At 71.2% G+C, this 26,709-nt stretch carries 22 protein-coding genes; 14 read left to right on the forward strand and 8 right to left on the reverse strand.

The genetic code is table 11. The features are described from left to right. The first annotated feature begins 21 nt into the window (after positions 1 to 21). The 3 genes from galT (at position 22) to HQM25_RS15435 (ending at position 3,367) form a co-directional block, all read left to right on the forward strand. Positions 22 to 1,209, forward strand: a complete 1,188-nt coding sequence (gene galT / locus HQM25_RS15425; RefSeq protein ID WP_172991711.1) for a galactose-1-phosphate uridylyltransferase — start codon at positions 22 to 24, stop codon at positions 1,207 to 1,209. After that, entirely contained in the window at positions 1,206 to 2,390 is a 1,185-nt protein-coding gene (galK, locus tag HQM25_RS15430; RefSeq protein ID WP_172991027.1) for a galactokinase, read from the forward strand. The genes galT and galK overlap by 4 nt, the downstream gene beginning before the upstream one ends. Before the next feature lie 140 nt (positions 2,391 to 2,530). Beyond that, positions 2,531 to 3,367, forward strand: coding sequence for an alpha/beta fold hydrolase (locus HQM25_RS15435; protein ID WP_172991028.1), 837 nt, complete (start codon positions 2,531 to 2,533; stop codon positions 3,365 to 3,367). A gap of 285 nt (positions 3,368 to 3,652) precedes the next feature. Here HQM25_RS15435 and HQM25_RS15440 read toward each other — a convergent pair whose 3' ends face one another. From HQM25_RS15440 to HQM25_RS15450, 3 genes are read right to left on the reverse strand one after another with little or no spacing between them, the layout of a single operon-like run. Next, a complete protein-coding gene (locus tag HQM25_RS15440) occupies positions 3,653 to 5,962 on the reverse strand; it encodes a glycoside hydrolase family 3 C-terminal domain-containing protein (protein ID WP_172991029.1) in 2,310 nt (769 codons plus the stop codon). Positions 5,963 to 5,984: 22 nt separating this feature from the next. After that, positions 5,985 to 6,770 carry a phosphatase PAP2 family protein gene (locus tag HQM25_RS15445; protein ID WP_172991030.1) on the reverse strand — a complete coding sequence of 262 codons (786 nt, stop codon included), beginning with the start codon at positions 6,768 to 6,770 and terminating at the stop codon, positions 5,985 to 5,987. After that, positions 6,746 to 8,065, reverse strand: a complete 1,320-nt coding sequence (locus tag HQM25_RS15450) for an MFS transporter (protein WP_172991031.1) — start codon at positions 8,063 to 8,065, stop codon at positions 6,746 to 6,748. The genes HQM25_RS15445 and HQM25_RS15450 overlap by 25 nt, the downstream gene beginning before the upstream one ends. Positions 8,066 to 8,166: 101 nt before the next feature. Between HQM25_RS15450 and HQM25_RS15455 the strand changes: the two genes are divergently transcribed. Both HQM25_RS15455 and HQM25_RS15460 read left to right on the forward strand, forming a co-directional pair. Then, positions 8,167 to 8,823 carry a TetR/AcrR family transcriptional regulator gene (locus HQM25_RS15455; RefSeq protein ID WP_172991032.1) on the forward strand — a complete coding sequence of 219 codons (657 nt, stop codon included), beginning with the start codon at positions 8,167 to 8,169 and terminating at the stop codon, positions 8,821 to 8,823. After that, a complete protein-coding gene (locus HQM25_RS15460; RefSeq protein ID WP_172991033.1) occupies positions 8,807 to 10,318 on the forward strand; it encodes a carboxylesterase/lipase family protein in 1,512 nt (503 codons plus the stop codon). The genes HQM25_RS15455 and HQM25_RS15460 overlap by 17 nt, the downstream gene beginning before the upstream one ends. Before the next feature lie 12 nt (positions 10,319 to 10,330). On the opposite strand, the gene HQM25_RS15465 is transcribed toward HQM25_RS15460, so the two are convergent. Further along, a complete protein-coding gene (locus HQM25_RS15465; RefSeq protein WP_172991034.1) occupies positions 10,331 to 11,317 on the reverse strand; it encodes an LLM class F420-dependent oxidoreductase in 987 nt (328 codons plus the stop codon). A 36-nt stretch (positions 11,318 to 11,353) separates the two neighbouring features. Here HQM25_RS15465 and HQM25_RS15470 point away from each other — a divergent pair, with 36 nt between their 5' ends. Then, a complete protein-coding gene (locus tag HQM25_RS15470; protein WP_172991035.1) occupies positions 11,354 to 12,097 on the forward strand; it encodes a hypothetical protein in 744 nt (247 codons plus the stop codon). Between the two features lie 11 nt (positions 12,098 to 12,108). Here the strand turns inward: HQM25_RS15470 and HQM25_RS15475 are convergent, their stop codons facing one another. The 3 genes from HQM25_RS15475 to HQM25_RS15485 are packed head-to-tail and all read right to left on the reverse strand — an operon-like array spanning position 12,109 to position 15,037. Beyond that, positions 12,109 to 13,113, reverse strand: a complete 1,005-nt coding sequence (locus tag HQM25_RS15475) for a DNA-methyltransferase (protein ID WP_254359400.1) — start codon at positions 13,111 to 13,113, stop codon at positions 12,109 to 12,111. Next, positions 13,092 to 14,141, reverse strand: a complete 1,050-nt coding sequence (locus tag HQM25_RS15480; RefSeq protein ID WP_172991036.1) for a lipoate--protein ligase family protein — start codon at positions 14,139 to 14,141, stop codon at positions 13,092 to 13,094. The genes HQM25_RS15475 and HQM25_RS15480 overlap by 22 nt, the downstream gene beginning before the upstream one ends. Positions 14,142 to 14,185: 44 nt before the next feature. Continuing rightward, positions 14,186 to 15,037: an alpha/beta hydrolase gene (locus tag HQM25_RS15485; RefSeq protein WP_172991037.1), complete on the reverse strand. Its 852-nt coding sequence runs from the start codon at positions 15,035 to 15,037 to the stop codon at positions 14,186 to 14,188. Positions 15,038 to 15,099: 62 nt separating this feature from the next. On the opposite strand from HQM25_RS15485, the gene HQM25_RS15490 reads away from it, so the two are divergent. Beyond that, positions 15,100 to 15,540 carry a MarR family winged helix-turn-helix transcriptional regulator gene (locus tag HQM25_RS15490; protein WP_172991038.1) on the forward strand — a complete coding sequence of 147 codons (441 nt, stop codon included), beginning with the start codon at positions 15,100 to 15,102 and terminating at the stop codon, positions 15,538 to 15,540. A gap of 5 nt (positions 15,541 to 15,545) precedes the next feature. Beyond that, on the forward strand, positions 15,546 to 16,898 hold the full coding sequence (locus HQM25_RS15495) for an MFS transporter (RefSeq protein WP_172991713.1): 1,353 nt from the start codon (positions 15,546 to 15,548) through the stop codon (positions 16,896 to 16,898). Between the two features lie 8 nt (positions 16,899 to 16,906). Here HQM25_RS15495 and HQM25_RS15500 read toward each other — a convergent pair whose 3' ends face one another. Continuing rightward, complete coding sequence (locus tag HQM25_RS15500; RefSeq protein ID WP_172991039.1) at positions 16,907 to 17,587, reverse strand: TetR/AcrR family transcriptional regulator; 681 nt, start codon at positions 17,585 to 17,587, stop codon at positions 16,907 to 16,909. A gap of 192 nt (positions 17,588 to 17,779) precedes the next feature. Here HQM25_RS15500 and HQM25_RS15505 point away from each other — a divergent pair, with 192 nt between their 5' ends. From HQM25_RS15505 to HQM25_RS15530, 6 genes are all read left to right on the forward strand, one after another. Further along, the gene (locus tag HQM25_RS15505; RefSeq protein ID WP_172991040.1) at positions 17,780 to 19,312 is read left to right on the forward strand and encodes an ABC transporter substrate-binding protein; all 1,533 of its coding nucleotides are present in this window, start codon (positions 17,780 to 17,782) and stop codon (positions 19,310 to 19,312) included. A 63-nt stretch (positions 19,313 to 19,375) separates the two neighbouring features. Further along, positions 19,376 to 20,317 carry an ABC transporter permease gene (locus HQM25_RS15510; protein ID WP_172991041.1) on the forward strand — a complete coding sequence of 314 codons (942 nt, stop codon included), beginning with the start codon at positions 19,376 to 19,378 and terminating at the stop codon, positions 20,315 to 20,317. Then, positions 20,314 to 22,179 (forward strand): dipeptide/oligopeptide/nickel ABC transporter permease/ATP-binding protein, encoded by a 1,866-nt coding sequence (locus HQM25_RS15515; RefSeq protein ID WP_172991042.1) that lies wholly within the window; start codon positions 20,314 to 20,316, stop codon positions 22,177 to 22,179. The genes HQM25_RS15510 and HQM25_RS15515 overlap by 4 nt, the downstream gene beginning before the upstream one ends. Further along, complete coding sequence (locus tag HQM25_RS15520; RefSeq protein WP_172991043.1) at positions 22,176 to 23,036, forward strand: ATP-binding cassette domain-containing protein; 861 nt, start codon at positions 22,176 to 22,178, stop codon at positions 23,034 to 23,036. Before HQM25_RS15515 ends, HQM25_RS15520 begins: the two co-directional genes overlap by 4 nt. A 95-nt stretch (positions 23,037 to 23,131) precedes the next feature. After that, entirely contained in the window at positions 23,132 to 25,552 is a 2,421-nt protein-coding gene (locus HQM25_RS15525; protein ID WP_172991044.1) for a beta-glucosidase, read from the forward strand. Beyond that, entirely contained in the window at positions 25,552 to 26,682 is a 1,131-nt protein-coding gene (locus HQM25_RS15530) for a serine hydrolase domain-containing protein (RefSeq protein WP_172991045.1), read from the forward strand. Before HQM25_RS15525 ends, HQM25_RS15530 begins: the two co-directional genes overlap by 1 nt. Positions 26,683 to 26,709: the final 27 nt, after the last annotated feature.

Genomic DNA, 26,709 nt, shown 5'->3' on the forward strand with positions numbered 1-26,709 from the left:
GGTTACCGTGTTTACGTGAACATGCCCGCTGCTTCGACCACGCCCGCCCCCGCGGCGGTCTCCCTCGGCGCCGGCGTCGTCAAGCGCGCCACGCGCCTGGCCGACGGCCGGGAGCTGATCTACTTCGACGACCCCGGCACGGCTCTCGGGGCGGACCGTCGCGTCGACGCCCGCACGCTCGACCCGCGCCCCGCGACGGCCACGATGCGTCGCGACGTGCTGACCGGCGACTGGGTCTCGGTGGCCGCGGCACGCCAGAACCGGGCGTTCCTCCCGCCCGCCGAACTCGACCCGCTCGCACCCCAGACGCCGACCAATCCGTCGGAGATCCCGTCGCGGTACGACGTCGCGGTCTTCGAGAACAAGAGCCCCTCGTTCGGACCGGCTCTGGCCACGGCGCACGGCGACGCTCCCGCCGCGGTCGACGCGCCGCTCGGCCTCGACGACCTCGACGCCCCGGGACTCGGCCGCACGCGCACGAGCGTCGGGCGCTGCGAGGTCGTGTGCTTCAGCCCCGAGCACGCGGGGTCGTTCGGAACGCAGTCTCGCGTGCGGGCCCGCACGGTGATCGAGGCGTGGGCCGACCGCGTCGCCGCGCTGTCGGCGCTGCCCGGGATCGAACAGGTCTTCCCGTTCGAGAACCGGGGCGAGGCCATCGGCGTCACGCTGCCGCACCCGCATGGGCAGATCTACGCCTACCCGTACGTCACGCCGCGCACGCAGGGGTTGCTGCGCTCGATCGAGCGCGAGGGCGAGGACCTCTTCGCGCGGATCCTGGAGTTCGAGCGCGCGTCCGAGCGCGTCATCCTCGCGGGCGAGCACTGGACGGCGTTCGTGCCGTTCGCGGCCCGGTGGCCGCTCGAGGTGCACCTCATGCCGCACCGGCATGTCGCCGATCTCGCCGAGACCAGCGCGGCCGAGCGCGACGAGCTCGCACCGCTCTACCTGCGGCTGCTGCGCGGCGTCGACGCGCTCTACGACTCGCCCACGCCGTACATCGCAGCCTGGCACCAGGCGCCGGTGAACGTCGGCCGCTCCTCGGTGCGTCTGCACCTGCAGCTGACGAGCCCGCGCCGCGCCGCCGACAAGCTCAAGTTCCTCGCCGGATCCGAGGCCGCCATGGGCGCCTGGATCGGCGACATCCCGCCCGAGGCGGCCGCCGCGCGTCTGCGCGAGGCCGTCGCATCCATCCCCGAGGTGACCGAATGACCGTTTCCGCCGCCACCACCACCGCGTCCGCCCTCTTCGCCGCGCGCTTCGGCTCGGCGCCCATCGGCACGTGGTCGGCGCCGGGTCGTGTGAACCTCATCGGCGAGCACACCGACTACAACGACGGATTCGTCCTGCCGTTCGCAATCCAGCACCGCACGCACGTGGCACTGGGGACCCGCCCCGACGGCGTGATCCGCGTGGTGTCGACCTTCGACGACGACGCCGTCGAGGTCGCGCTCGATGCGCTCGACGCCGTGTTCCCGGATCGGCGCGACGAGATCGTCGAGTGGGCGCGGTATCCGCTCGGGGTCGCGTGGGCGCTGCTGTCGGCCGCCGGCGCCGACCCGGCGTCGGTGACAGGCGTCGACCTCGCGTTCGCCTCCGACGTGCCGGTGGGGGCGGGCCTGTCGTCCTCAGCGGCCATCGAGGGAGCGACCGCCGTCGCCCTCGCCGACACGTGGGGACTCGACCTCGACCGCGTCGCGCTCGCGCGTGCAGGGCGCCGTGCCGAGAACGAGGCCGTCGGTGCGCCCACCGGGATCATGGATCAGATGGCGTCGCTGCTCGGACGCGCCGATGCGGCGATCTTCCTCGACTGCCGGTCGCTGGAGGCGACGACCGTCGACCTCGGCTTCGAGGCCGCGGGGCTCGAGCTGCTCGTGATGGACACCGGGGTGAAGCACGCCCACTCCACCGGCGGCTACGGCGAGCGCCGGGCCGCCTGCGAGCGCGGTGCGGCGGCGCTGGGGGTGCCGGCGCTGCGCGACGTGAACGAGGCGGACCTCGATCGCCTCGCGGCGCTGGTCGACGAGGTGACGCTGCGCCGCGTCCGTCACGTCGTGACCGAGAACCAGCGGGTGCTCGACACGGTGCGGCTCGTCGGCGCCCAGGGCCCGGCAGCCATCGGCGATCTGCTCGTCGCCTCGCACGCCTCGATGCGCGACGACTTCGAGATCTCCGTGCCCGAACTCGACACCGCGGTGGAGGCGGCGCTGGCCGCGGGAGCGGTGGGTGCGCGCATGACCGGCGGCGGGTTCGGCGGGGCCGCGATCGCGCTCGTCGCCCGGGAGCGGATCGACGCAGTGCGCGAAGCCGTCGCAGCCGCCTTCGCGGCGGCGGGATTCGCCGCGCCGACGCAGTTCACCGTCGCGCCCTCCGCGGGCGCGGCCCGGGACTGAGGGCCGCCGGGACTGAGCGCCGCAGGGAACGGAGAGTTCACCGGGCGGCATCCACAAGCCCCTTCCGAACGTGGATGCCGCGGCCTAGCGTTCTTCGCGTAGCCGCGGCATCCGGATCCCGCGGCGCGGAAGGAGCGATCGTGGCTTACATCACCGTCGGAACCGAGAACTCGGTCGACATCGACCTCTTCTACACCGACCAGGGCTCCGGCCAGCCCGTGGTGCTCATCCACGGGTTCCCGCTGAACGGGGAGTCGTGGGGCAAGCAGCAGGCGGCGCTGTTGGATGCCGGCTTCCGCGTGATCGCCTACGACCGTCGTGGTTTCGGCGCGTCGACCAAGGTGGCAGGGGGCTTCGACTACGACACGTTCGCGGGCGACCTGCACGCGCTCATGGAGGACCTCGACCTGCGGGATGCCGTGCTCGTCGGATTCTCGATGGGCACCGGCGAGGTCGCGCGCTACCTCTCGCGCTACGGCAGCGGACGCGTCGCGAAGGCCGTCTTCCTGGGCTCGCTCGAGCCCTACCTGCTCAAGACGGACGACAACCCGGAGGGCGCGGGTCCGCAGGAGTTCTTCGACGGCATCGCCGCGGCGGTGCGCGAAGACCGCTACGCGTTCATGGGCGGGTTCTTCAAGGACTTCTACAACCTCGACGACACGCTCGGGTCGCGCATCTCGGAGGAGGCGGTCGCCGCGAGTGTGGCGACCGCGGCGCAGGCGGGCAACGCGGCGCTCGCCGCCGCCCCGCTGACGTGGCCGACGGACTTCCGCGCGGACATTCCCGCAATCGACGTGCCGGCACTGATCGTGCACGGCACGGCCGACAACATCCTCCCGATCGATCCGACCGCGCGCCGGTTCAAGGATCTGCTTCCTTCGGCCACGTACGTGGAGCTCGAGGGCGCACCCCACGGCATGCTCTGGACGCACGGCGCGGAGATCAACGAGCTGCTGCTCGGATTCCTGCGGGACTGAGCGGTGATGCCGGGCGGGGCGCGCGCGGCTTGGACTTCACGGGGTGCGCGCGTCGTGGATTTCCCGGGGTGCGCGCGGCTCGGCGTTCACGGGGGGGCGCGCGTCTCAGATTTCACGTGGTCTCGAAATCACCATTGAACTTCCGGCTCACACACCACCCCATTGAACCTCCCGCTCACACAGCATCCCCGACAGGGGGTGTGGTGCGTGTGAGCGGGAAGTTCAATGGCGAAATCGGGAACACCGCGGCGCCCCGAACGCCGCGAACGCCGCGAAGCCGCCGGCCTACTGCCGCGGGGCGTTCGCCATCGCGATGAGGCCGTCGATCATCTCGGGGCTCACACCCCCGCCCTCACCGCCCGCCTGACCGGCGGCGAACATCCCGATGCGACCGAAGGGGAACGACTCCATCATCTTGGTGGCGTCCACGCCCTCGGGCATGATCGCCTCGACGCCGTCCATGCCGCTCATCATCTGCGCGATCGCAGCCTGGACGACCGGACCAGCCACCGGGTGGGCCATGACCTCCCCCATCGACGAGGACTTCGACAGCGGCACGACCACGTCGTCGCCGGGGATCTCGACGGCAGCCGCCGCGCGGATGTCACGACTCGACGCACCGACCTCGACGGAGTACGCGCCTCCCTCGACGACCCACTGGTCCACCCGGATGTCCCAGTACGCGAGGTCCTTCCGGCGCACCGTCAGGACGACCTCGCGGGTCTCCCCCGGCGCGAGGGCGACCGACGCGAACGACTTGAGCTCGCGCACCGGACGCTGCACGCGCGACCCCGCGAGCGACGTGTAGACCTGAACCACCTCGCGACCGTCGCGGTCGCCGGTGTTGGTGACCGGCACGGTGACGACCACGTCGCCGTCGCCGGCGACCGCCGCGACGGCATCCCCGTACGAGAAGGTCGTGTACGACAGGCCGTGACCGAACGGGAACGCCACCGGCAGCCGCCGCGCGTCGTACCAGCGGTACCCGACGAACAGGCCCTCGCCGTAGCGCACCCGCGAGAACTCGCCCGGGAAGTCGAGGTACGCGGGGGTGTCCTCGAGCCGCACCGGGATGGTCTCGGTGAGCTTCGCCGACGGGTTGACCACGCCGAACAGCACGTCGGCAGTCGCCCCGCCGCCGGCCTGGCCGAGAAGCCAGCCCTCGAGCAGAGCCGGCACGCGCTCGGCGAACGGCAGCGCCACGACACCGCCATTGGAGAGCACCACGACGACGTTCGCGTTCACGGCGAGCACGGCATCCAGCAGCTCGAGCTGTTCGGCGGGCAGGTCGATGTCGGTGCGGTCGTAGCCCTCCGACTCGAGGCGCGCGGGCAGGCCGAGGAACAGCACGACCGTCTCGGCATCCGCGGCGACCGCGACGGCCTCCGCGCGAAGGGCCGCGTTCTGCTCCGCCGTGGTCGTCGAATGGATGCCGAACCCGGCCGCGTACGACACCTCGCCGTCGGCGAGGGCGCGGATCTCGTCGAGCGCGCTGTCCAGACGCGTCGGATTGATCATCGACGACCCTGCGCCCTGGTAGCGCGGCTTCTCGGCGAACTCGCCGATCACCGCGATGCGCCCGTCGCGCGCCAGTGGCAGCACGCCGCCCTCGTTGCGCAGCAGCACGATCGAGCGGCCCGCCGCCTCGCGCGCCAGCGCGTGGTGCGCATCGACGTCGAGCGGTCCCTCGACCGCCCCGGCGCCGTCGGTCGCCTTGCGCACGAGGTCGAGCACACGGCCCGCCGCGACGTCGACGACCGCCTCATCGAGCGAGCCGTCGCGGACCGCCGCCACGATCTGCGCGTCGGTCACCCCGCCCGACGAGGGCATCTCCAGATCCATGCCGGCCGCAAGGCCCGGGACCCGCTCGTTGACCGCACCCCAGTCCGAGACGACGAGCCCCTCGAAGCCCCACTCGTCGCGCAGCACCTTGGTGAGGAGCCACGGATCCTCCGAGGCGTACACGCCGTTGATGCGGTTGTACGAGCACATGACCGTCCACGGCTGCGCGTCCTCGACCACGCGCTGGAATCCGCGCAGGTAGATCTCGCGCAGCGGGCGCGGGTCGACGTCGGACGACGCGCGCATGCGGTCGTCCTCCTGGTTGTTGGCCGCGAAGTGCTTGAGCGAGGCGCCGACGCCCTGCGACTGCACACCCTTCACGATCGCCGCGCCCAGCACACCCGACACGATCGGGTCCTCCGAGAGGTACTCGAAGTTGCGGCCGCACAGCGGCGAGCGCTTGATGTTGATGCCGGGCCCGAGGAGCACGGCGACGCCCTCGATCGAGGTCTCCGCGCCGAGCGCCTCGCCCACGCGGCGGGCGAGGTCGGCGTCCCATGACGATCCGAGAGCCACCGCCGGCGGGAAGCACGTCGCCGGAACGCTCGTGCCGATGCCGAGGTGGTCGCCGCCCTCCGCCTGCTTGCGCAGACCGTGCGGGCCATCGGTCACCATGATCGCCGGGATGCCGACGCGCTGGATCGGCTTGGTCCACCAGAAGCTCGCGCCGCTGGTGAGCGACGCCTTCTCCTCGAGCGTGAGGTCGTCGATGGATGCCGCGGGCGCGGCATCCAGGGTGCTGAGGTCTGTCATCTCATCGTCCTTTCGGGGGATCTCAGGCGGCGACAGCCGCCTCCGTCTTCGTGCGGTCGCCGAGGTGGAGGAACCAGACCGGGCGGCCGTAGTCCTTCTGCAGCCACGGCCAGAACGCCCACCAGATCAGGAGGACCGCACCCGCACCCGCGATCAGCCCGAAGAACGTGTCGCTGAGCCAGTGCGCGTTGATGAGCGTGCGCTGCCACATCATGCCGAGCATCAGCACGCCGCCGATCACCCACCACACGCGCCGGAGCACGCCCGGGCGGATGACGGCGGCGATCGTGAAGGCGAAGGCCGCCGCCGCGACCGCGTGGCCCGACGGGTACGAGCCGTGGTCCACCTCGAAGAGCGGTCCGAACAGGCCGAGCGCCTCATCGGCCGCAGGGCGCGGGCGGTCGACGAGGTTCTTCATGCCCTGCGAGTACAGGCCCATCGAGGTCATGGTCGCCGCGACCACGAACAGCGCCGAGCGCCAGCGGCCGATGACGGCGAGCACGAGCGGGAGTCCCGCCACCAGCAGCAGCGATCCGGGGCCGCCGATGAATTGGTAGAACATCGCGAACGGCGCGAGGTACATCGTGCTCTCGGGCGAGGCGCCCACGATGAGACGCCACGCGTCGTCGGTCGCCTGCGTGAACGGCGCCTCCGCGTCGAGCGCGACGATCATGCCCATCGCGGCGAACGCCGCGGTGAGGCCCAGCGCCCACCACAGGAGTGCGCGCGGGCGGCGCGCGGCGGGTGCGGCATCCATCTCGGTCATCTCTTCGCCGGGCACGGTCAGCGCACCGCCTTGATCGGCCACACCGCGAAGGCGCCGGCGATGCCCAGCACGATCGCGACAGGGAACAGGCCCGCATAGCCGAAGGCGAGCACGATCGCGCCTGCCACACCCGGGGCGAGGGTCTGCGGCAGGGTCGCGGCGATGTTGACGACGCCGAGGTCCTTCGCGAAGGACTTCGCCGAGGGCAGCACCTCGCTCATGAGGGCGGTGTCGACGGCCTGGAACATGCCGAATCCGAGGCCCGAGATGAAGGTCATGATCATCCACGCGTTGAGGTCCTGCCACACCCACGGCAGGAGGAACGCGGCGCCGACGACGACCGACGACGCGAACACGAACGGCTTGCGGCGGCCGAGGCGGTCGGAGAGCGGCCCCGACACGATCGTGGCGAGCAGGATGCCGGAGAGGCTGATGAGTCCCAGCAGCGGGATCACCGTCTCGGGGCTCTCGACGCCGAAGTAGTCGGTGAGCAGGAACAGCTGGTAGCCGGTGACGGCGAAGTAGCCGGTGTAGAGCAGCAGGCGTCCGGTGAAGGCCCAGAAGAAGTCGGGGTGCTGGATCGGGTTGACCCAGAAGGTGCCGAGGAAGGCCTTGAGGTCGAAGGGCTCGGGCTCGAGGTCGGTGCTGGAGTAGTCGGGGTTGAAGACCGTGAACAGGGTGAGGGTGACCACGGAGATCGCCGCGAAGGTGATGTACCCCGCGGTGATGCTGTTGAAGAACAGCGAGCCGACGATGGAGCCGCCGAGCGCGCCGACCATGAGGCCGATGCCCGACAGCGCCGCGAAGGTGCCGCGGCGCTTGAGCGGCACCCGGTCGGGCAGGATCGCCGACAGCGGACCCTGGGCGACGTTGAACGACACCTGCACGAAGATCCAGGCGACGATGAAGCCCACGAGCGAGTCCGCGAACGCGAGGCCGATGAGCGAGAGTGCGCCGGCGAGCGCGCCGATCACGATCCACGGTGCCCGGCGGCCGAAGCGCGAGCGCGTGCGATCGGACACCGTGCCCGCGATGGGCTGGGCGAGCATCGCGACGAACGCGCCGATCGTGGCGACGATGGCGAGGTTCGCGACCTTGTCGGCTTCGCCGAGGGTCAGCGTGATCTGCTGCGGGAGGAGGATGCCGGGCACGGCGCCCCAGATGAGGAACACGCCGAGGTTGGCGGGGATGATCCATCCGAGCAGTCGCCCGAGGCCCTTCTTCGGGGCCGGCGGATCATCGTTTCCGGCCGCCTCGGCGATGAACGCGAGGTCGGTGGTGGTGTCGGCCGGCGGCTCTGCGGGCGAGGGTGCGGTGGCTTCTGACGACGTCGTCATGGGGTTCCTTCTCGGGTGAGGAGTCGCTCGTCATCGAGCAACGAAGAAACCATATGCCACTAGGTTTTGAAGTTCAAGCAGTCTTCGGCTTTACTGACCTCATGGCACAGACGCAGCGGGGACGACGCGGTTCCTACGCCAAGGGCATCGCCAAGCGCGAGGAGATCCTCACGCGCGCACTCGACGTGATCGCCCGGGAGGGCATGGCCGGCACGTCCGTCAAGGAACTGGCCGCCGCGGTGGGACTGAGCCAGGCCGGGCTCCTCCATTACTTCGACAGCAAGGAGGAGCTCTTCGCCGAGATCCTCCGCAAGCGCGACGAGGTCGACTCGGCCGCGTTCTCGGTGCCCGAGGACCTCTCGCGGGCGACCCTCGAGGACATCCGCCGGGGGTATGTCGGCATCACCCGCCACAACGCCCAGGTCCCCGGAGTCGTGCAGCTGTTCGCACAGCTCTCCGTCGAGGCCGCCGACCCGGGGCACGCGGCGCACGACTTCTTCGTCGCACGCGGCGCGCAGCTGCGCGGCTACTTCGCCGACGCCGTCGCGCGCGCGCAGGCCGACGGGCTGATCACCTCGGAGGTGGCCCCCGAGACGATCGCGCGCATCTTCCAGGCTGTCGCGGACGGGCTTCAGGTGCAGTGGATGCTCGAGCCCGACCTCGACATGGCCGACGCCGTCGACGCGCTCTTCACCCTCCTCACCGCCCGCACCTCCCCGACCGAGAAGGAGCACGTCGCCGATGACGAGCAGCGCTGACACCACCCTCGCCCCCACCGTCACCTTCTCGGCGGGCGCCGTCCGCGGCACGTGGCGGGGCGAGCCGGGCGCCGCGGGTTCGTCGGCGGCCTTCCTCGGCATCCCGTTCGCGCAGCCGCCCGTCGGCGACCTCCGCTTCGCGGCGCCGCTGCCGGCCGAGCCGTGGGAGGGCGTGCGCGACGCGACCGCGTACGGCGCGACGCCCCAGCGCGGCGACAACGGCATCACGCTCATCCCGGAGCCCTCCGTCCCCGGAGAGTCGACCCTGAACGTGAACGTCTTCACACCCGTGCCGGGGGAGATGGATGCCGCGCTCCCGGTGCTCGTCTACATCCACGGCGGCGGGTACGTGTCGGGCTCGCCCGCGAGCCCCTGGTACGACGGCGCCGCGTTCAACCGGGACGGCGTCGTCACGGTGACCGTCTCGTACCGGCTCGGATTCGACGGCTTCGGGCACATCGCGGGGGCGCCGAGCAACCGCGGCGTGCGGGACTGGATCGCCGCGCTCGAGTGGGTGCAGGCGAACATCCGCGCCTTCGGCGGCGACCCCGGCCAGGTGACGATCGCGGGCCAGTCGGCCGGCGGCGGGGCCGTGATGACCCTGCTCGGCATGCCCGCCACCCAGCACCTGTTCCACCGCGTGTGGGCGCTGTCGTCGGCCACCTCGCTCGTCACCGGCGAGCGCGCCCGCACCCTCTCGGCCAAGCTCGCGAACATCGCCGCCGTCGCGCCGACGCGCGACGGCTTCGCATCGATCCCCGAGGAGCAGCTGCGCGGCCTCCAGGAGAAGGCCGCGGCGCCCGACACGAAGAATCCGCTCGGAATGCTGCACGCGCTCGTGTCGGACGGCCTCGCCTGGGGTCCCATGATCGACGGCGACCTGATCACCCGTCCGACGCTCGAGTCCCTCGCGGCGGGCGTGGGCGCCGACAAGCCGCTCGTCCTGGGCGCCACCGACGACGAGTTCACCATGGCGCTCGACGGCGCGCGCGGCAAGCTGCGGTTCGTGCCGGTCGACCTGGCGCTGCGCCCTCTCAAGCTCGACCGGGCCGTGCGGCGCGACTACCTCGCCGCCAACAAGGACGTGCGCGCGAAGGGCACCGCGGCGATGCTCGGCCGCTACATCACCGACGCGATCTTCCGCTCGTCGGTCGTGCGCATCGCGGAGGCACGGACGAAGGTCGGCGCCGCGCCGACGTGGACGTACCGGTTCAGCTGGGCATCCCCCACCCGCACATGGTCGCTGCACTGCCTCGACGTGCCGTTCTGGTTCGACTGCCTCGACGCGCCCACGGTCTCGGCGATCGCGGGCGAGAACCCGCCGCCCGCGCTCGCCGCCGCGGTGCACGGCAGCGCGGTGGCGCTCATACGGGACGGCGACCCGGGCTGGACGCCGTGGTCGGCATCCCCTGGCGCGACGCGCGTGTTCGGCGGCGACCCCTCCCGGCCCGACGTCGACGCCGACGGCTACGCGAGCGTGCGCCCCCTCGTCTGACCCGCGAACAGGTCAGCTCATCGCGGGGATGACGTCGCGCTCGAAGAGGTCGACGCCGGAGCGGTCGAACGCGTGCTCGGGGAAGTAGTGGATCGCGTAATCCAGCCCCCGTGCGCGCATCGCATCGAGGCGCTCGGAGACCTCCTCGATCGTGCCCACGAGGGCCGTGCGCGATCGGTACTCGCGCATGTAGTCGGCCGTCTTGGCCCCGAGGAAGGGCTCGATGCGCGCCTCCATCCGGTCGAGGCGCTCCTCGACCTCGCCGTCGGTCTCGCCGACCACGGTGTTGAAGTTCGCCGAGCGCACGATCTCGTCCGCATCCCGGCCGAGCGTCGCGCAGTGTCCCTCGAAGATCTCGCGCTTGCGCGAGAACTCGTCGGGGTTCGAACTCCAGTTGACGTAGTCGCCGTACTGCGCCGCGATGCGCAGGGTGACCTTCTCGCCGCCGCCGGCGATCCACACGGGGATGCCGCCCTCCTGCAGCGGCTGCGGCTGCACGATGGCGCCGTCGACGGTGTAGTGCTTCCCCGCGAAGGTCGCCGAGCCGGTGGCCCAGGCCTCCTTCATGATCTGCACGCCCTCGTCGAGCATGCCGAGCCGCTCGCCGATGGACGGGAAGCCGTAGCCGTACGCGCGCCACTCGTGCTCGTACCACCCGCCGCCGATGCCCATCTCGACGCGTCCGCCCGAGATCACATCGATCGTCGCGGCGACCTTCGCCAGGTAGGCGGGGTTGCGGTAGCCCATGCACGTGCACATCTGACCGAGCCGGATGCGGTCGGTCGCGGCGGCGAACGCGGCCATGAGCGTCCACGCCTCGTGGGTCGCCTCCTGGCTCACCACCGGCACGGTGTGGAAGTGGTCGTAGACCCACAGCGACTCCCACGGGCCGCGGTCGGCGGACTGCGCGAGCGACGCCATGACGCGCCATTGGTCGGCGGGCTCGATGCCCACGAGGTCGTGTCGCCAGCCCTGCGGGATGAAGGTTCCGAATCGCATGCGGTTCAGCCTATTCCTCTGGCTAACCTGGGCGGGATGAACATCTGGTTCGCCCGGGCGGCGTGGCTGTGGGCCGAGGCCTCCGCTCCCGCGCGGCCGGACGAACTGGCGGCCTTCGCGGCGCGCCACACGGTGCGCGAGGTCTCGGTCAGCGTGCCGTGGAACGGGCCCACCCGTGGCACCGCCGCCCACGTGCGGGCGCTCGCCGCACGCGGAATCGCCGCGTCGGCGCTCGGCGGCACGCCGGAATGGACGATGGATGCCGCCTCCGCCGTCACCTGGACGGAGCGGGCCCTGCGCGGCGGGCTGTTCACCGGCATCCATCTCGACATCGAGCCCTGGGCTCTGCCGGACTGGCCCGCCGACGCGGACCCCCTCCTCGACCGGCTCGTGCGCACCGTGCGGGCCGTGGCGGATTCCGCGGGGCGCGTGCCGATCGAGATCGACCTGCCCGGATGGCTGGCGCGCACGCATCCGGAGGCGTTCGTGGCCCTCGTGCGCGCCGCCGATGCGATCACGATCATGGCGTACCGCGACACGGCTGCGGCGATCCTCGCCGAGGCCGCAGCGGCGGTGGAGATCGCCGAGACGCGCGCCCGCTCCTTCCGGATCGGCGTGGATGCGGTGCCCGCCCTCGAGCCGGGCACGACGTTCGCCGACGACGGCGCCGACGCGCTGGCACGGCACACGGCCGTCGTGGCGGCGACCTTGGCGCGGCATCCCGAGTTCTGCGGCATCGCCGTGCACGACCTCGCCGCGTGGCGGGCTCTGCGCCCGTAGGCTCCGGGGGCTCAGCCGGCGGCGGGCGTCAGCACCCGCGCGTGCGGCATGCGGCGGCGCATGATCTCGATCGCGGCGGGGTTCGCGTCGACCAGCACCGCATCGCGGCCGAGGGCGGAGGCGACCGCGCCGGTGGTGCCGCTGCCGGCGAACAGGTCGAGCACCCGGTCGCCCGGGCGGCTGGAGGCCTGCACGATGCGCCGCAGCACGCCCTCGGGCTTCTGGGTCGGGTAGCCGGTCTTCTCGCGGCCGGTGGTCGGAACGATCGTGTGCCACCACACGTCGGTGGGGAGCTTGCCGCGCTCCGCCTTCTCGGGGGTCACCAGCCCCGGCGCCATGTACGGCTCGCGGTCGACGGCCTCGGAGTCGAACCAGTAGCGCGACGGATCCTTCACGTACACGAGGATCGTGTCGTGCTTAGTGGGCCAGCGCCGCCGGGTCTTGCCGCCGAAGTCATAGGCCCAGATGAGCTCGTTGAGGAAGCGCTCGCGGCCGAACAGGGCGTCCATCAGCACCTTGGCGTAGTGCGCTTCGCGGTAGTCGAGGTGGAGGTAGAGTGTGCCGTCGTCGGCCAGGAGCCGCCAGGCTTCGGCGAGGCGCGGCTCGAGGAAGCCCCAGTAGTCCTCGAAGCGGTCGTCGTACGAGGTGAGGTCGCCCCGCAGGCGCTCGTACTCCCGGCCGTGGAACCCCCGGCGCACGACGGCCGGGGCGGCCGGGGCGGGCGGGGCGGGCGGGGCGGCCGCGCCTGCAGAACTCCGGAGATCCGCGCCGGAATCGCCGGTATCGGGCTCGGGATCGGGCTCGGCGGCGAATTCTTCCGGAGTTCTGCCTGCGACCGTCGTCGCACGGGCCGTCTCGAGGCTCCGCTCCCGCGCGCGGCCGGTGTTGAACGGCGGGTCGAGGTAGACGAGCGTGAAGGATGCCGCGGGCAGCCCCTGCGCGACCGCGAGGTTGTCGCCGTGGTGGATATCGACGGCGCCCGGTGTCGCGTCGGTCACGGCACCCGGTGCAGCCACGCGTCGGTGGCGAACTTCGCCTCGACGAGGGCTTCGGCCTCGGCGTACTCGTCGTCGGAGATCGTCCCGGGGACGGCGCCGTAGAGGTTCGCGAACGTCTCCTTGAAGCGCTCGATGATGGCCTCGCGCGGGAGCCCCGTCTGGCGCCGCAGCGGATCGACGCGCTTGGCCGCGGAGGTCGTGCCCTTGTCACTCAGCTTCTCGCGGCCGATGCGCAGCACCTCCGTCATCATCTGGCCGTCCATGTCGTACGACAGGGTGGCGTGGTGCAGCACGCCGCCGTTGGCGAGGCGCTTCTGGGCGGCGCCGCCGATCTTGCCCTGGGCGCCGGCGATGTCGTTGAGCGGCTGGTAGGTCGCCTCGATGCCGAGCGAGCGCAGCGCGTGCAGCACCCAGTCGTCGAGGAACGCGTACGAGTCGGCGAAGGTCATCCCGGCGACGAGGGATGCCGGCACGTACAGCGAGTAGGTGACGATCGAGTTCGCGCCCATCATCATCGCGCCGCCGCCCGAGATCCGGCGCACCACATCGAAGCCGTGCCGGGCCGCGCCCTCGGGGTCGACCTCGTTGCGGTACGACTGGAACGAGCCGATCACGACCGCGGACTCGTTCCATTCCCACAGGCGCAGGGTGGGCCGGCGGCGCCCGTCGCCGACGCGCCCCGTGAGCACCTCGTCGAGGGCGAGGTTCATGCGCGGCGAAACCGGCTTCTCGTGCACGATCTCCCAGTCGAAGTCGCGCCAGCCCGGCGCGGTGACCAGGGCGCGGCGCACCGCGGTGCCCACCGATTCGGGCGTGAAGCCGAGCAGCTGCGCGCCCTCCGGCAGCGCGCCGCGCACGGCGGCCGCGATGGCGGCCACGTCCGACTCGATCGGCAGGCCGTTCACGGCCGCGTCGATGTCGAGGAGGGCTTCGTCGGGCTCCAGGAAGAAGTCGCCCGCGAGGTGGAAGTCGGCGATGCGGCCGTCGCGCTCTTCGAGATCGACGACGACGAGCTTGCCGCCGGGAACCTTGTACTCGCCGTGCATGACTTCGACTCTAGATCGCGCGGGGCCGCGCGGGCGCGCGCCGCTCAGTCGCGCGCCGGGAACCGCCGGTCCAGCCACGCGAGGAGATCGCCGCGCACGTCCTCCTGCATGACCTCGTTGAAGATCTCGTGGCGCGCGTCCGGGTACACGAGGGTGGTCACGTCGGTGAATCCCGACCGGGTGCGGTAGGCCTCGGCGAGGCGGTGGACGCTGCGCGGACCGCCCACCGTGTCGTCGCGGCCCACCATGAGGAGGGTCGGGATGTCTCGCGCGAGGTCGCGCCGGGGCTTGCCGATGAGGCGGAGCGTGTCGAGCGGGCCGAACAGCTGGGGAAGCGGCGTCGTCGTGACCAGCGGGTCGTCGAGGAACCCCTGCTGCACCGTCACATCGGTCGACAGCCACTCCACGCCGTTGGCGCCGGCCCCCTTCCACGGTGCATTCAGGTCTCCGGAGTTCAGCGATCCCGGCCACCGCAGCGACGAGCCGCTGAGCACCAGCGCGTCATAGGCGTCGGGATGCCGATCCACCAGCATCTGCGCGAGGAACGATCCCCACGAGTGGCCGAGGAGCACGAGCGGCAGGTCGGGGTTCTCGGCGCGGATGAGGTCGGTGAGCCGGGCGACCGCATCGCGGGCGGCGCGCAGTCCGCCGGGCCCCAGACGCCCGAGCTGGGACGCGTCTCCCCCGTGCTGGCGCATGCCGGTGCGCCCGTGCCCGCGATGATCGTCGGCGTACACGATGTAGCCGGCGGCCGTCAGCGCATCGACCAGTGCGGTGTATCTCCCGGCGTGCTCGCCGACCCCGTGGAGCAGCTGGACGACCGCGCGCGCCGTGGTCCGGGCGGGGTGGACGTCGTAGACGATCGCGATGCCGTGTGCATCGGTGAACTCGGGCATGGCGGCCAGTCTAGGCATCGGAATTTACTTAACCAGGGTAATGAACTAGGTTAACTATTCTGATGCCCCACGGAACGCCCGCGCCCACGCTCTCCACCGCCGCCTCACAGCTGCGCATCTCCACCTTCCGGCTCGCCCGCCGCATGCGCACGCAGCGCGCCATCGACTCGATGAGCGACGGCCAGTTCGCCGTGCTCGCGGCGCTCTTCGTGCACGGCCCGCATACCCTCAGCGACCTCGCCGACCGCGAGCGCGTGTCCGCCCCGGCCATGACCCGCACGATCAACTGCCTGCAGGAGTCGGGGTACGTCACCCGCGGGGCCGACGAGACCGACGGCCGCAAGGTCGTCGTCGACCTGACCGAGACCGGTCGCTCGGTCGTCGACGAGACGGCCCGTCGCCGCGACGCGTGGGTGGAGGCAGCCCTCGAGGAGCTCACCGCTGATGAGCGCGCGACCCTCGCCGCCGCCGCCGAGATCATGGAGCGGATGGTGGCCCGATGACCCCCATGTTCCGTTCGTTCTCCGTGTTCAACTACCGCGTGTGGTTCATCGGCGCGCTCGTGTCGAACATCGGCGCCTGGATGCAGGCCACCGCGATCAGCTGGGTGGTGCTCACCGAGCTGACCGACAACGACGCCGGCGCGATGGGGGTCACGATGGCCCTCCAGTTCGCACCCCCGCTGCTGCTGGTCGGGGTGACCGGGTGGGTCGCCGACCGCTTCGACCGCCGGCGCCTGCTCCTGGTGACGCAGGGGGCGCTGATGCTCCTCGGCATCGCGATCGGCGCACTGATCTTCGCGGGCGCGATGACCCTGCCGATCATGTACGGCTTCGCTCTCGCCCTCGGCGTCGTCGCCGCGTTCGACAACCCCACCCGACAGGCGTTCGTCTCGGACCTGGTCGCGAAGGAGAACGCCTCCAACGCCGTCGCCCTCAACGCCGCGTCGTTCAACGGCGCGCGCATGATCGGCCCGGCGGTCGGCGGCGTCGTCATCGTCGCGGTCGGAACGGGCTGGGTGTTCGTCATCAACGCGGTGACGTTCATCGCGATGCTCGTCGCGCTGATGCTCATCCGCACCCACGAGCTGATCCCTCGGGTGAAGGCGCCGGGCTCGGCGCGCCTGGCGGACGGCTTCCGGTATGTCGCGCGTCGGCCCGACCTCATGGTGGTGTTCGCGATGGTGTTCATCGTCGGCGCGTTCGGCATGAACTTCCCGATCGTCGCATCCACCATGGCGATCGAGTTCGGGCACGACGCCGACGGGTTCGGTCTGCTGAGTTCGATCCTCGCGATCGGCTCGCTCGCCGGAGCGCTGCTCGCGGCTCGGCGCGACCGCGCCCGGATCCGGGTGGTGATCGGCGGCATCCTGCTGTTCGCCGCCGCCGCCGGCCTGTCGACGCTGATGCCCTCGTACTGGCTCTACGCGGTCACGCTCATGCTCACGGGCTTCTCGGTCGTCACGATGCTGACCACCGCCAACGGCTACGTGCAGACGACGACCGACCCCGCCCTGCGCGGCCGGGTGCTCGCCCTCTACATGGCGATCCTGCTCGGCGGCACACCCGTCGGCGCGCCGATCGTGGGATGGGTCGCCGCCGAGTTCGGCCCGCGCGCGGCGATCCTGCTCGGCGCGGCCGCCGCGGTGGTCGCCTTCGGGATCGGCGCGACATGGCTGATCATGTCGGGCCGCCTGCAGCGCCACGAGCAGAAGCGCTTCCGCCTCACCCTCGCCGAGACCCGCCCGCTGTCGATCGTGCAGCCCGTGCCGGAGGAATTCAGCGACGAGGTGGCCGGGACCACGCCGATCAGCCTCCCGGAGCCCGAGCGCGCCGCACTCGCCGCGCGTCGCGCGGGCTGAGCGGCAGCTCAGTCGCGCGGGAGCACGATCGCCGCGTCGAGCGCTTCCTCGAGCGAGGTCATGTCGAAGCCGAGCACGAGCGCGCGCAGGAAATCGGCCAGCGCATCGGCCATGTCGATGGCATCGGGATTGAGCAGCCACTGCACCTGCAGTCCGTCCATCATCGCGATCGTCGCGACGGCGGCCCGATCCGGATCCACGTCGCCGCGCAGGCGACCGGCGGCGGCGACGCGCTCGAACGAGCCGCGGATGCTCGTGCGCACGTCGACGTAGCGGCGCGTGAAGTAGTCGTGGGCGGGATGATCGGGGGCGGTGGCCTCCGCCGAGAGCACGCAGAACAGCTCGACGACCCCGGGGACGGACTGGTTGTAGCGGGCGAGCGCGACGAGTCCGCGCAGGGCGTCGGCGCCGTCCTCGCTCTCGAGGTCGACGATCGAGCGGGAGTGCTCGTCGCGGTGGTCGAGCACCGCCATGAGCAGCGCGCTCTTGCTCTTGAAGTGGTGGAGCAGTCCCGCCTCGCTCATGCCCACCCGTGCGGCGATGTCGCGCAGCGAACCGCCGTGGTACCCCTGCGAGAACACCTCGAGCGCGGCATCCAGGATCGCCAGACGCTTCTCGGCCGTCTTCGCATACGAGCCGCGAGGCTTGCGCACCCGCGGCGGGGCTGAAGCCGCTGTCAGCTCTGTCATCGTCCCACCGTAACCGGCACGCGGTGTCGCCATCGGCACCTCCGCAACCGCCTTTCACGTCTGTTCTATAACGAAATCCAAGCGATCGCTAGTTTTTTATTGTAAAAACCTAGCGCTCACTCGGTATTGCTGTTACTTTCGTGCCACAGAGGCGATCCGCAGGGGGACCGCCCAGACCGAAAGGGACCAAGGATGTTCCGATGGAAGGCCACAGCAGCCCTCACGGCCATCGCGGCGCTCGCCCTCACCGGGTGCGCCGGTGGCAGCGGTGACACCGATGGCGAGAACGCCTCCGGCCGCGCAGACCGACTCACACTGACCGCGATCATCGGCCCGACCAGCTACGACGTCGGCGCCGGCGCGGAGTGGGGCAACCGCAGCCCCTACTTCCAGGCGGTGTTCGACACGCTGCTGATGAGCAGCGCCACGGGCGAGATCGAGCCGTGGCTGGCGACCGAGTGGGAGTTCAACGAGGACAACACGGTCCTCACCCTCACCCTCCGCGACGATGTCACCTTCACCGACGGCGAGACGCTGGATGCCGACGCCGTGGTCGCGAGCCTGGAGCGCTTCCGCGACGGCACGTCGCCGCAGGCGTCGAACCTCGCCGGCAAGGAGTTCACCGCGGTCGACGCCACCACGGTCGAGATCGCGATGGAGGCTCCCGACCCGTCGCTGCTGAGCGTGCTCTCGAAGGCGGCCGGCCTCATCCAGGCGCCGTCGACCTTCGACGACCCGAACTCGGCGACCAACCCGATCGGCTCGGGCCCGTACGTTCTCGACACGGACGCCTCCGTCACCGGCACGACGTACGTGTACACGGCCAACCCCGACTACTGGAACCCCGACGCGGTGAAGTACGACAACCTGACGATCAACGTCATCGAAGACCCGACGGCCACCCTTAACGCCATCAAGGCCGGCGAGGCGAACGGCGCCAAGATCACCCTCAACGACCAGATCCCCGAGATCGAGGGATCGGGCTGGGTCATAGAGGCCAACGAGCTCGACTTCCAGGGCCTGCTGCTGTTCGACCGCGACGGCACGATGGCGCCCGAGCTCGGCGACGTCCGCGTTCGCCAGGCGATCAACATGGCCTTCGATCGCGAGGCGCTGCTGCAGGCGCTGCAGTCCGGCTACGGCACCGTCACGGAGCAGGTGTTCCCCGAGAGCTCGGTCGGCTACGACGACGCCCTCGACAGCACCTACGGGTACGACCCCGAGGCCGCCATGGAGCTGCTGGCCGATGCCGGCTACCCGGACGGTTTCGAGCTCGACATGATGTCGACGCCCGCGTTCCAGACCACGTTCGACCTCGTCGCCCAGCAGCTGGCCGACATCGGCATCACCGTGAACTACACCGACCCCGGAGCGGGGAACTTCATCACCGACATGCTGGCACCGAAGTACCCCGCCACCTGGATGGCGCTGGAGCAGAACCCCGACTGGCAGCTGATCAACTTCATGATCTCGCCCGAGGCGACGTTCAACCCGTTCCACTCGCAGGACCCGCAGGTGGACGAGTACATCTCGACGATCCAGCTGGGCACGCCCGAGGAAGCCGAGCAGGCGACCAAGGATCTCAACGCCTACATGGTCGACCAGGCCTGGTTCGCTCCGTTCTTCCGCGTGCAGGGCACCTACGCGGTCGACGCGAACACCGACCTGGAGATGTGGTCGGTCAACGCCTACCCGTCGATCTTCGCCTTCTCGCCGAAGAACTGATCCGCTCGGGCCGCCCGCTCTGCACCCGCAGCGCGGGCGGCCCGCACCAGACGGGAACCACTCATGCTCTCCTTCATCTTCCGGCGCTTGATCTCCGGCGTCGTGCTGCTCTTCGTGATCTCCCTCATCACCTTCGCGCTCCTCTACCTCGGTGGCGGCGACATCGCCCGCCGCATCCTCGGAGAGAACGCGACCGCGGAGACCGTCGCCCGGCGCACCGAAGAGCTCGGACTCAACCGGCCCTTCTTCGTGCAGTACTGGGACTGGCTCACCTCCGCCCTCACCGGCGACCTCGGCCGCAGCTGGTTCACGGGCGAACTCGTCACCGTGAGCGTCAGCGGCCGCGTCGCGGTCACCCTGTCGCTCGTGATCGGCACGACGGTCGTGTCGGCGATCCTCGCGGTCGTGCTCGGCGTCTGGGCGGCACGCCGCGGCGGCGCCGTCGACGGCGGTGTGCAGATCTTCTCGCTGATCGGCTTCGCGATCCCCGGCTTCCTCATCGCCCTCGTGCTCGTGCTCGTGTTCGCGGTCAACCTCGGCTGGTTCAAGGCCACCGGGTACATCCCGATCTCGACGTCGTTCACGGGCTGGCTCTCGTCGGTCACCCTGCCGATCATCGCCCTCTCGATCGGCGCGATCGCGGTGGTGGCCCAGCAGGTGCGCGGTTCGGTCATCGACGCGATGTCGCGCGACTACGTGCGCACGCTGCGTTCCCGCGGCCTCGGCTCGAACACGGTCGTCTACCAGCACGTGCTGCGCAACGCCGGCGGCCCCGCCCTCGCGGTGCTCGCCGTGCAGTTCATCGGGCTCCTCGGCGGCGCCGTCATCGTCGAGCAGGTCTTCGCCATCCCCGGTATGGGCCAGCTCACGGTGCGCGCCGGAACGCTCGGCGACATCCCGGTGATGATGGGCCTCGTGGTCGTCTACGCGATCATCGTGGTCATCGTCAACCTCCTCATCGACCTCGCCCAGGCGGCGCTCAACCCGAAGGTGCGACTCTCATGACCGCCATCGACGTCCCTCCCGCCGTCCCGACGGCGCCCGTCCGCGTGTCGCTGTGGCGACGCCTGATGCGTCGCCCGCTGGGCGTGGCATCCCTCCTCTTCCTCGCCTTCGTGGTGCTGATCGCCATCATCGGACCGTTCATCGCCCCGCAGGACCCCAACTTCGCCGATATCCGCAACGTGCTCGCCGCGCCGAGCGCCGAGCACCTGCTCGGCACCGACGGCAGCGGCCGCGACGTGCTGTCGCGACTGCTCTACGCGACGCAGACCACCATCGCCGCGGCGATGGTCGCGATCGTCGTCTCGCTCGTGCTCGGCGTGATCAGCGGCCTCATCGCCGGCTACTACCAGGGGTGGTTCAACTCGGCCGCGACCTGGGTCACCGAGCTCACGATGGCCCTGCCGGGGATCGTGATCCTGCTGGCGGCGCGCTCCGTGCTCGGACCGTCGGTGTGGATCTCGATGCTCATCTTCGGGCTCCTGCTGGCACCCGCCTTCTACCGGCTCGTGTTCGCTTCGGTGACGGCCGTCCGCTCCGAGCTGTACGTGGATGCCGCGCGGGTGTCGGGTCTGAGCGACGGGCGCATCATCGGCCGCCACGTGCTGTCGGTGGTGCGGGCGCCCATCATCATCCAGGGCGCGATCATCGCGGGCATCGCGCTCGCGATCCAGTCGGGGCTGGAGTTCCTCGGCCTCGGCGACATCGGGGTGCCGACGTGGGGCTCCATGCTCAACGACGGCTTCAAGAACATCTTCAAGGAGCCGATCCTGATGCTGTGGCCGGCCCTCGCCCTCGGCCTCACGTGCATGGCGCTGACGCTGCTCGCCAACGTCATGCGCGACGAGCTCGAGCGCACCGTGACCGTCCGCCGCAAGCGTCGGCGCGCCGTCACGACCGCCACCGGCTCCATCGCCGCCGTCACCACCTCGGTGTCGATGAGCGGCAAGGACCACGTCGATGACCTCGACGAGCCGCCGGTCTTCGACGACGCGGGTGTGATCGTGCACCGCGAAGACGACCGCAGCAAGATCAGCGAGAAGGTGCTCGAGATCACCGACCTGCGCGTCGGCTACGACCAGCCCGACGGATCGCACATCGAGGTCGTCCACGGCGTGAGCCTCGACATCCGCAAGGGCGAGGTGCACGGGCTGATCGGCGAATCCGGCTCCGGGAAGACCCAGACGGCGTTCGCGGTGCTCGGCCTTCTCCCCCGGGGCGGCCACGTCACCGCGGGGTCGATCCTCTACGAGGGCACGCAGCTGGCCGACGGGTCCGAGAAGGACTACGCCGGCGTGCGCGGCAAGCGCATCGGCTACATCCCGCAGGAGCCGATGTCGAACCTCGACCCGTCGTTCACGATCGGCAGCCAGCTGGTGCAGCCGCTGCGCAAGAACCTGGGGCTGTCCAAGAAGGACGCCACGGATCGTGCACTCCACCTGCTCGACCGGGTCGGCATCCCGAACCCGAAGCGCACGTTCGACGCCTACCCGTTCGAGGTCTCCGGCGGCATGGCCCAGCGCGTGCTCATCGCGGGAGCCGTCTCGACCGACCCCGACCTCATCATCGCCGACGAGCCGACCACCGCTCTCGACGTGACGGTGCAGGCCGAGGTGCTGGAGCTCTTGCGGGACCTGCAGAACGAGCGTCACATGGCGATGCTGCTGGTCACGCACAACTTCGGCGTCGTCGCCGACCTGTGCGACCGGGTCACGGTCATGCAGAACGGCCTGTTCGTCGAGCAGGGCCCGGTGCGCGCCATCTTCAATCAGGCGCAGCACCCCTACACGCAGACGCTGCTGGACGCGATCCTCGACGAGGGTCCCGCCCGCGGACCGCTGGTCACGAAGGGAGCACTCGCATGAGCGCGCCGCTGCTGGACATCAAGGATCTCGTCGTCGAGTACCCCGGAAAGGGTCTGCGGGCCAAGCCGTTCCGCGCCCTGAAGGGCGTCTCGCTCGACATCCTCCCCGGTGAGACCGTGGGACTGGTCGGCGAGTCGGGCTCGGGCAAGACCACGCTCGGACGCGCCGCGCTGGGCCTGGCCCCCGTCACCGAGGGCTCGATCCACTACGACGGGAACGACATCTCCCACCTGCACCGCCGCGAGCGCCGGGCGCTCAGCTCGGAGATCCAGGTGGTCTTCCAGGATCCCTACTCGTCGCTGAACCCGTCGATGACGGTCGAGCAGATCCTCATCGAGCCGCTGACCGTCGCCGGCGTCCCGTCGGCCGAGGCCAAGGCGCGGGTGAAGGAGCTGCTCGATCAGGTGGGGCTCCCCGTCGACGCGCGCAGCCGCCTTCCCCGCGAGTTCTCCGGCGGGCAGCGCCAGCGCGTCGCGATCGCCCGCGCCCTCGCGCTGAGCCCGCGCCTGATCGTCTGCGACGAGCCGGTGTCGGCCCTGGACCTGTCGACGCAGGCCCGCGTGCTCGACCTGTTCATCGAGATCCAGGAGCGCACCGGCGTCGCGTACCTGTTCGTCACCCACGACCTCGCCGTCGTCCGCCACATCAGCCACCGCGTGGCCGTGATGTACCGGGGCGAGATCGTGGAGTCCGGCGACGGCGACCGGGTCACGTCGGCGCCCGAGCACCCCTACACGCAGCGCCTCTTCATGGCGGCGCCCGTGCCCGATCCCGACAAGCAGGAGGAGCGCCGCATCGCGCGGCGGGCGATGCTCGCCGCCGAGGCGACCGCCGCGGCATCCACAGCCTCCGTCTGACCGAGGAGCCATCCCGGTGGGGGCGCCGCATGCGTCCCCGCCGTCTCCTCCCCTGCCTTCCCGAAAAGCCCCGCTCCACAGATTGGACGCCCCTCATGACCGAGTCCGTCGACCACCTCCGTCCCCTGCTCGAGAAGCTCTCGCTGGAGCAGAAGGCCGCCTTCGTGCAGGGCGCCGATTTCTGGACGACCGTGCCGCTGCCCGAGGCGGGGGTGCGGGCGATGACGCTCTCCGACGGCCCCGCCGGCGTGCGCGGCCCGCGCTGGGATGAGCGCGATCCGTCGCTGAACCTGCCCTCCGGCTCCGCTCTCGCCGCCTCCTGGGATGCCGACCTCGCCTACCGGTACGGCGCCGCCGCCGCCGCCGAGGCCCGCCGCAAGGGCGTCGACGTCGTGCTCGGCCCGACCATCAACCTGCACCGCTCGCCCCTCGGCGGCCGGCATTTCGAGTGCTTCAGCGAGGATCCGGAGCTCACCGCCGACCTCGCCGCCGCCTACGTGCGGGGGCTGCAGGACAACGGCGTCGCCGCCTGTCCCAAGCACTACGTCGCCAACGACTCCGAGACCGACCGGTTCACCGTCGACGTGCAGGTGCACGAGCGTCCGCTGCGCGAGCTCTACCTCGCGCCCTTCGAGCGCGCGGTGGATGCCGGCGCCTGGACGCTCATGAGCGCCTACAACGCCGTCGACGGCGTCACGATGACCGAGAACGATCTCCTCGAGACACCGCTGAACTCCGAGTGGGGATTCGACGGCGTGGTGATCAGCGACTGGACCGCGGTCCGCTCGCTGGGCTCGATCCCGGCCGCGCAGGATCTCGCGATGCCCGGCCCCGCCCCCGCGTGGGCGGACCTGGTCGAGGCCGTCCGCGACGGACGCGTCGACGAGGCCGACATCGACCGCAAGGTGCTGCGTCTGCTGCTGCTCGCCGAGCGCGTCGGCGCGCTCGAGGGTGCGGCCGGGGTCGAGCCGGCGCCCGTCGACGGCGTCGCGTTCGCTCGCGAGGCGGCGATCGAGGGCACGGTGCTGCTCGCCAACGACGGCATCCTGCCTCTCGACGCCGACGCGCTGCGCTCGGTCGCGGTGATCGGTCAGAACGCCCGTGACGCGCGCACGCAGGGCGGCGGCAGTGCCACGGTGCTCCCCGAGCACGTGGTCACGCCGCTCGACGGCATCCGCGCCGCCCTGCCCGCAGCCGACGTGCGCTACGAGCTCGGCGCGGTCGTGCAGGAGGGCGTGGCCGAGATCCCGCTCGCGCAGCTCACCAACCCCGTGACCGGCGAGCCGGGCATGCGCGTCAGCTTCGTGGATGCCGCCGGCACCGAGCTGTTCGCCGAAGACCGCCGCGCCACCGCGCTCGTGTGGTTCGGCGGCGACGCCCCCATCGCGCAGACCCGCACCCTCGTCTTCGAGACCACCTACACACCGGCGGAGTCGGGCGAGATCGAGCTCGGCTTCGCCGGCGCCAACCCCGGCCGACTGTTCGTCGACGGCACGCTCGTGCTCGACGACAGCCCGGTCATCATCGGCACGGATCTCGGCGCGGCTTTCCTCAACCCGCCGTCGATCACCGCACCGGTCGCGGTCGAGGCGGGCGTGCCCGTCGCCGTGCGCGTGGAGTTCACCCGCGAAGCCCGCGGCGCGCTCGACGGCGCGATGAGCGCCACGCTCGGCATCGCCCCGGAGCGCACCGCGTCGTCGGAGCTGATCGCCCGAGCCGTGGATGCCGCGACCTCGGCCGACGTCGCCATCGTCGTCGTCGGCACCAACGCCAAGGTCGAGTCCGAGGGCTACGACCGCGAGAGCCTGGACCTGCCGGGCGACCAGGACGCCCTCGTGCGCGCCGTCGTCGCCGCGAACCCCCGCACCGTCGTCGTCGTCAACGCGGGCTCACCCGTCGTGCTGCCGTGGGCCGACGAGGTCGCCGCGGTCGTGCAGGGCTACTTCGGCGGCCAGGAGTTCGGCGCCGCCCTCGCCGACGTGCTCACCGGCGCCGCCGAGCCCGGCGGACGTCTGCCCACCACCTGGCCCGCCGCTCTCGCGGATGTGCCGGTGACCGAGGTGATCCCGACCGACGGCGTGCTGCGCTACACCGAGGGGCTGCACATCGGCTACCGGGCGTGGCTGCGCGCCGGTGCCGAGCCGGCGTTCCCGTTCGGGCACGGCCTGGGCTACACGACGTGGTCGTGGGGCCTCGCCCAGCGCGACGGCGACGTGCTGGAGGTCACCGTGACCAACACCGGCGAGCGCTCCGGCAAGCAGGTCGTGCAGGTCTACGCCGAGCGGGCAGGCTCAGCCGTCGAGCGTCCGGTGCGCTGGCTGGTCGGCTCCGCCGTGGTCCGTGCCGCCGCCGGCGAGACCGTCACCGCCCGCATCGAGCTTCCCGATCGACGCTTCGCCCACTACGAGGGCGGGTGGCAGCGGGAGGCGGGCACCTTCGACCTCCGTGTCGGATCGTCGTCGACCGACCTGCCGCTGTCGGCGGAGTGGGCCGTCGAGCCGGCGCTGGTCGGCTGATGCTGACGACTCCCGGCACCCGCTTGCAGGGCCGCGTCGACGCGCGCCTCGACGAGATCGCCGCGCGCCTCGACGGCTACCTCGCCGCCGATCCCGACCTCTCGTTCCAGGCGGCCGCCTATCACGAGGGCGCTCTCGTGCTCGACGTGTGGGGCGGGCCTCACCTGGCGGAGGACTCCGTCATGGTGCCGTATTCGGTCACCAAGAACACGATCGGCCTCACGGTGGGCCTGCTCGTGCAGCGAGGCGAGCTCGACCTCGACCAGACCGTCGCGCACTACTGGCCCGAGTTCGCGGAGAAGGGCAAGGCGCGAGTCACCGTCCGGCAGCTGCTCTCGCACCAGGCGGGACTGCCGCAGGCGACGCCGGCGCTCACCTGGGACGAGCTGCTCGACCACCACGCCGGCGCCGCCCGGCTCGCCGCCAGCACGCCGTTCTGGCACCCGGGCAGCGCCTTCGGCTACCACGCGATCACGATCGGCAATCTGGCCTCGGAGCTCATCTTCCGCGCGACCGGCCGCACGCTGCACGAGGTGTACGAGCAGGACGTGCGCGCGCCGCACGGCATCGACTTCCACCTGGGCCTGCCGCCCGAGCACGACCACCGCAAAGCGCCGACGCTGCCGATGATCCGCCCGGCCAACGACACCGCCGAGATCTTCGGCTCGCTCCTGGGCCCGGCCGTCTTCGCGACGCCGGGCGCACCGGTCGACCTCGCCAACGACGAGCGCTCCTGGCGATTCGGCCACCCCGCGGGATCGGGCACGGGCACGGCCCGCGGTCTCGCGACGCTGTTCGCGACGATGGTCACCGGCATCGGCGACGCCGCACCGGTGCTCGATGCCGACACCGTCGCGACCATCGGCCAGCAGCAGGTGCGCGGCTACGACGAGGTGCTCGGGCAGCCGCACCGCTCGCACTCCATCGTGTTCCAGAAGCCGACACCGTCGCTCGCCTTCGGCGGTCCGCGCGCTTTCGGGCACGACGGCGCCATGGGCGCACTCGCGTGCGTCGACCCCGACACCGGCGTCGCCTTCGCGTGGACGATCGCGCGCGGCCCGTGGCCGGGCGGCGCCGACCCGCGCGCCCTGGCTCTCGCGACCGAACTCGGCGCCGTGCTCGGCGGCTGAGGTCGGCATCCACACCCTCCCGCACTC

This window comes from Microbacterium hominis, from assembly GCF_013282805.1.
Taxonomy (GTDB): Bacteria; Actinomycetota; Actinomycetes; order Actinomycetales; family Microbacteriaceae; genus Microbacterium; species Microbacterium hominis_B.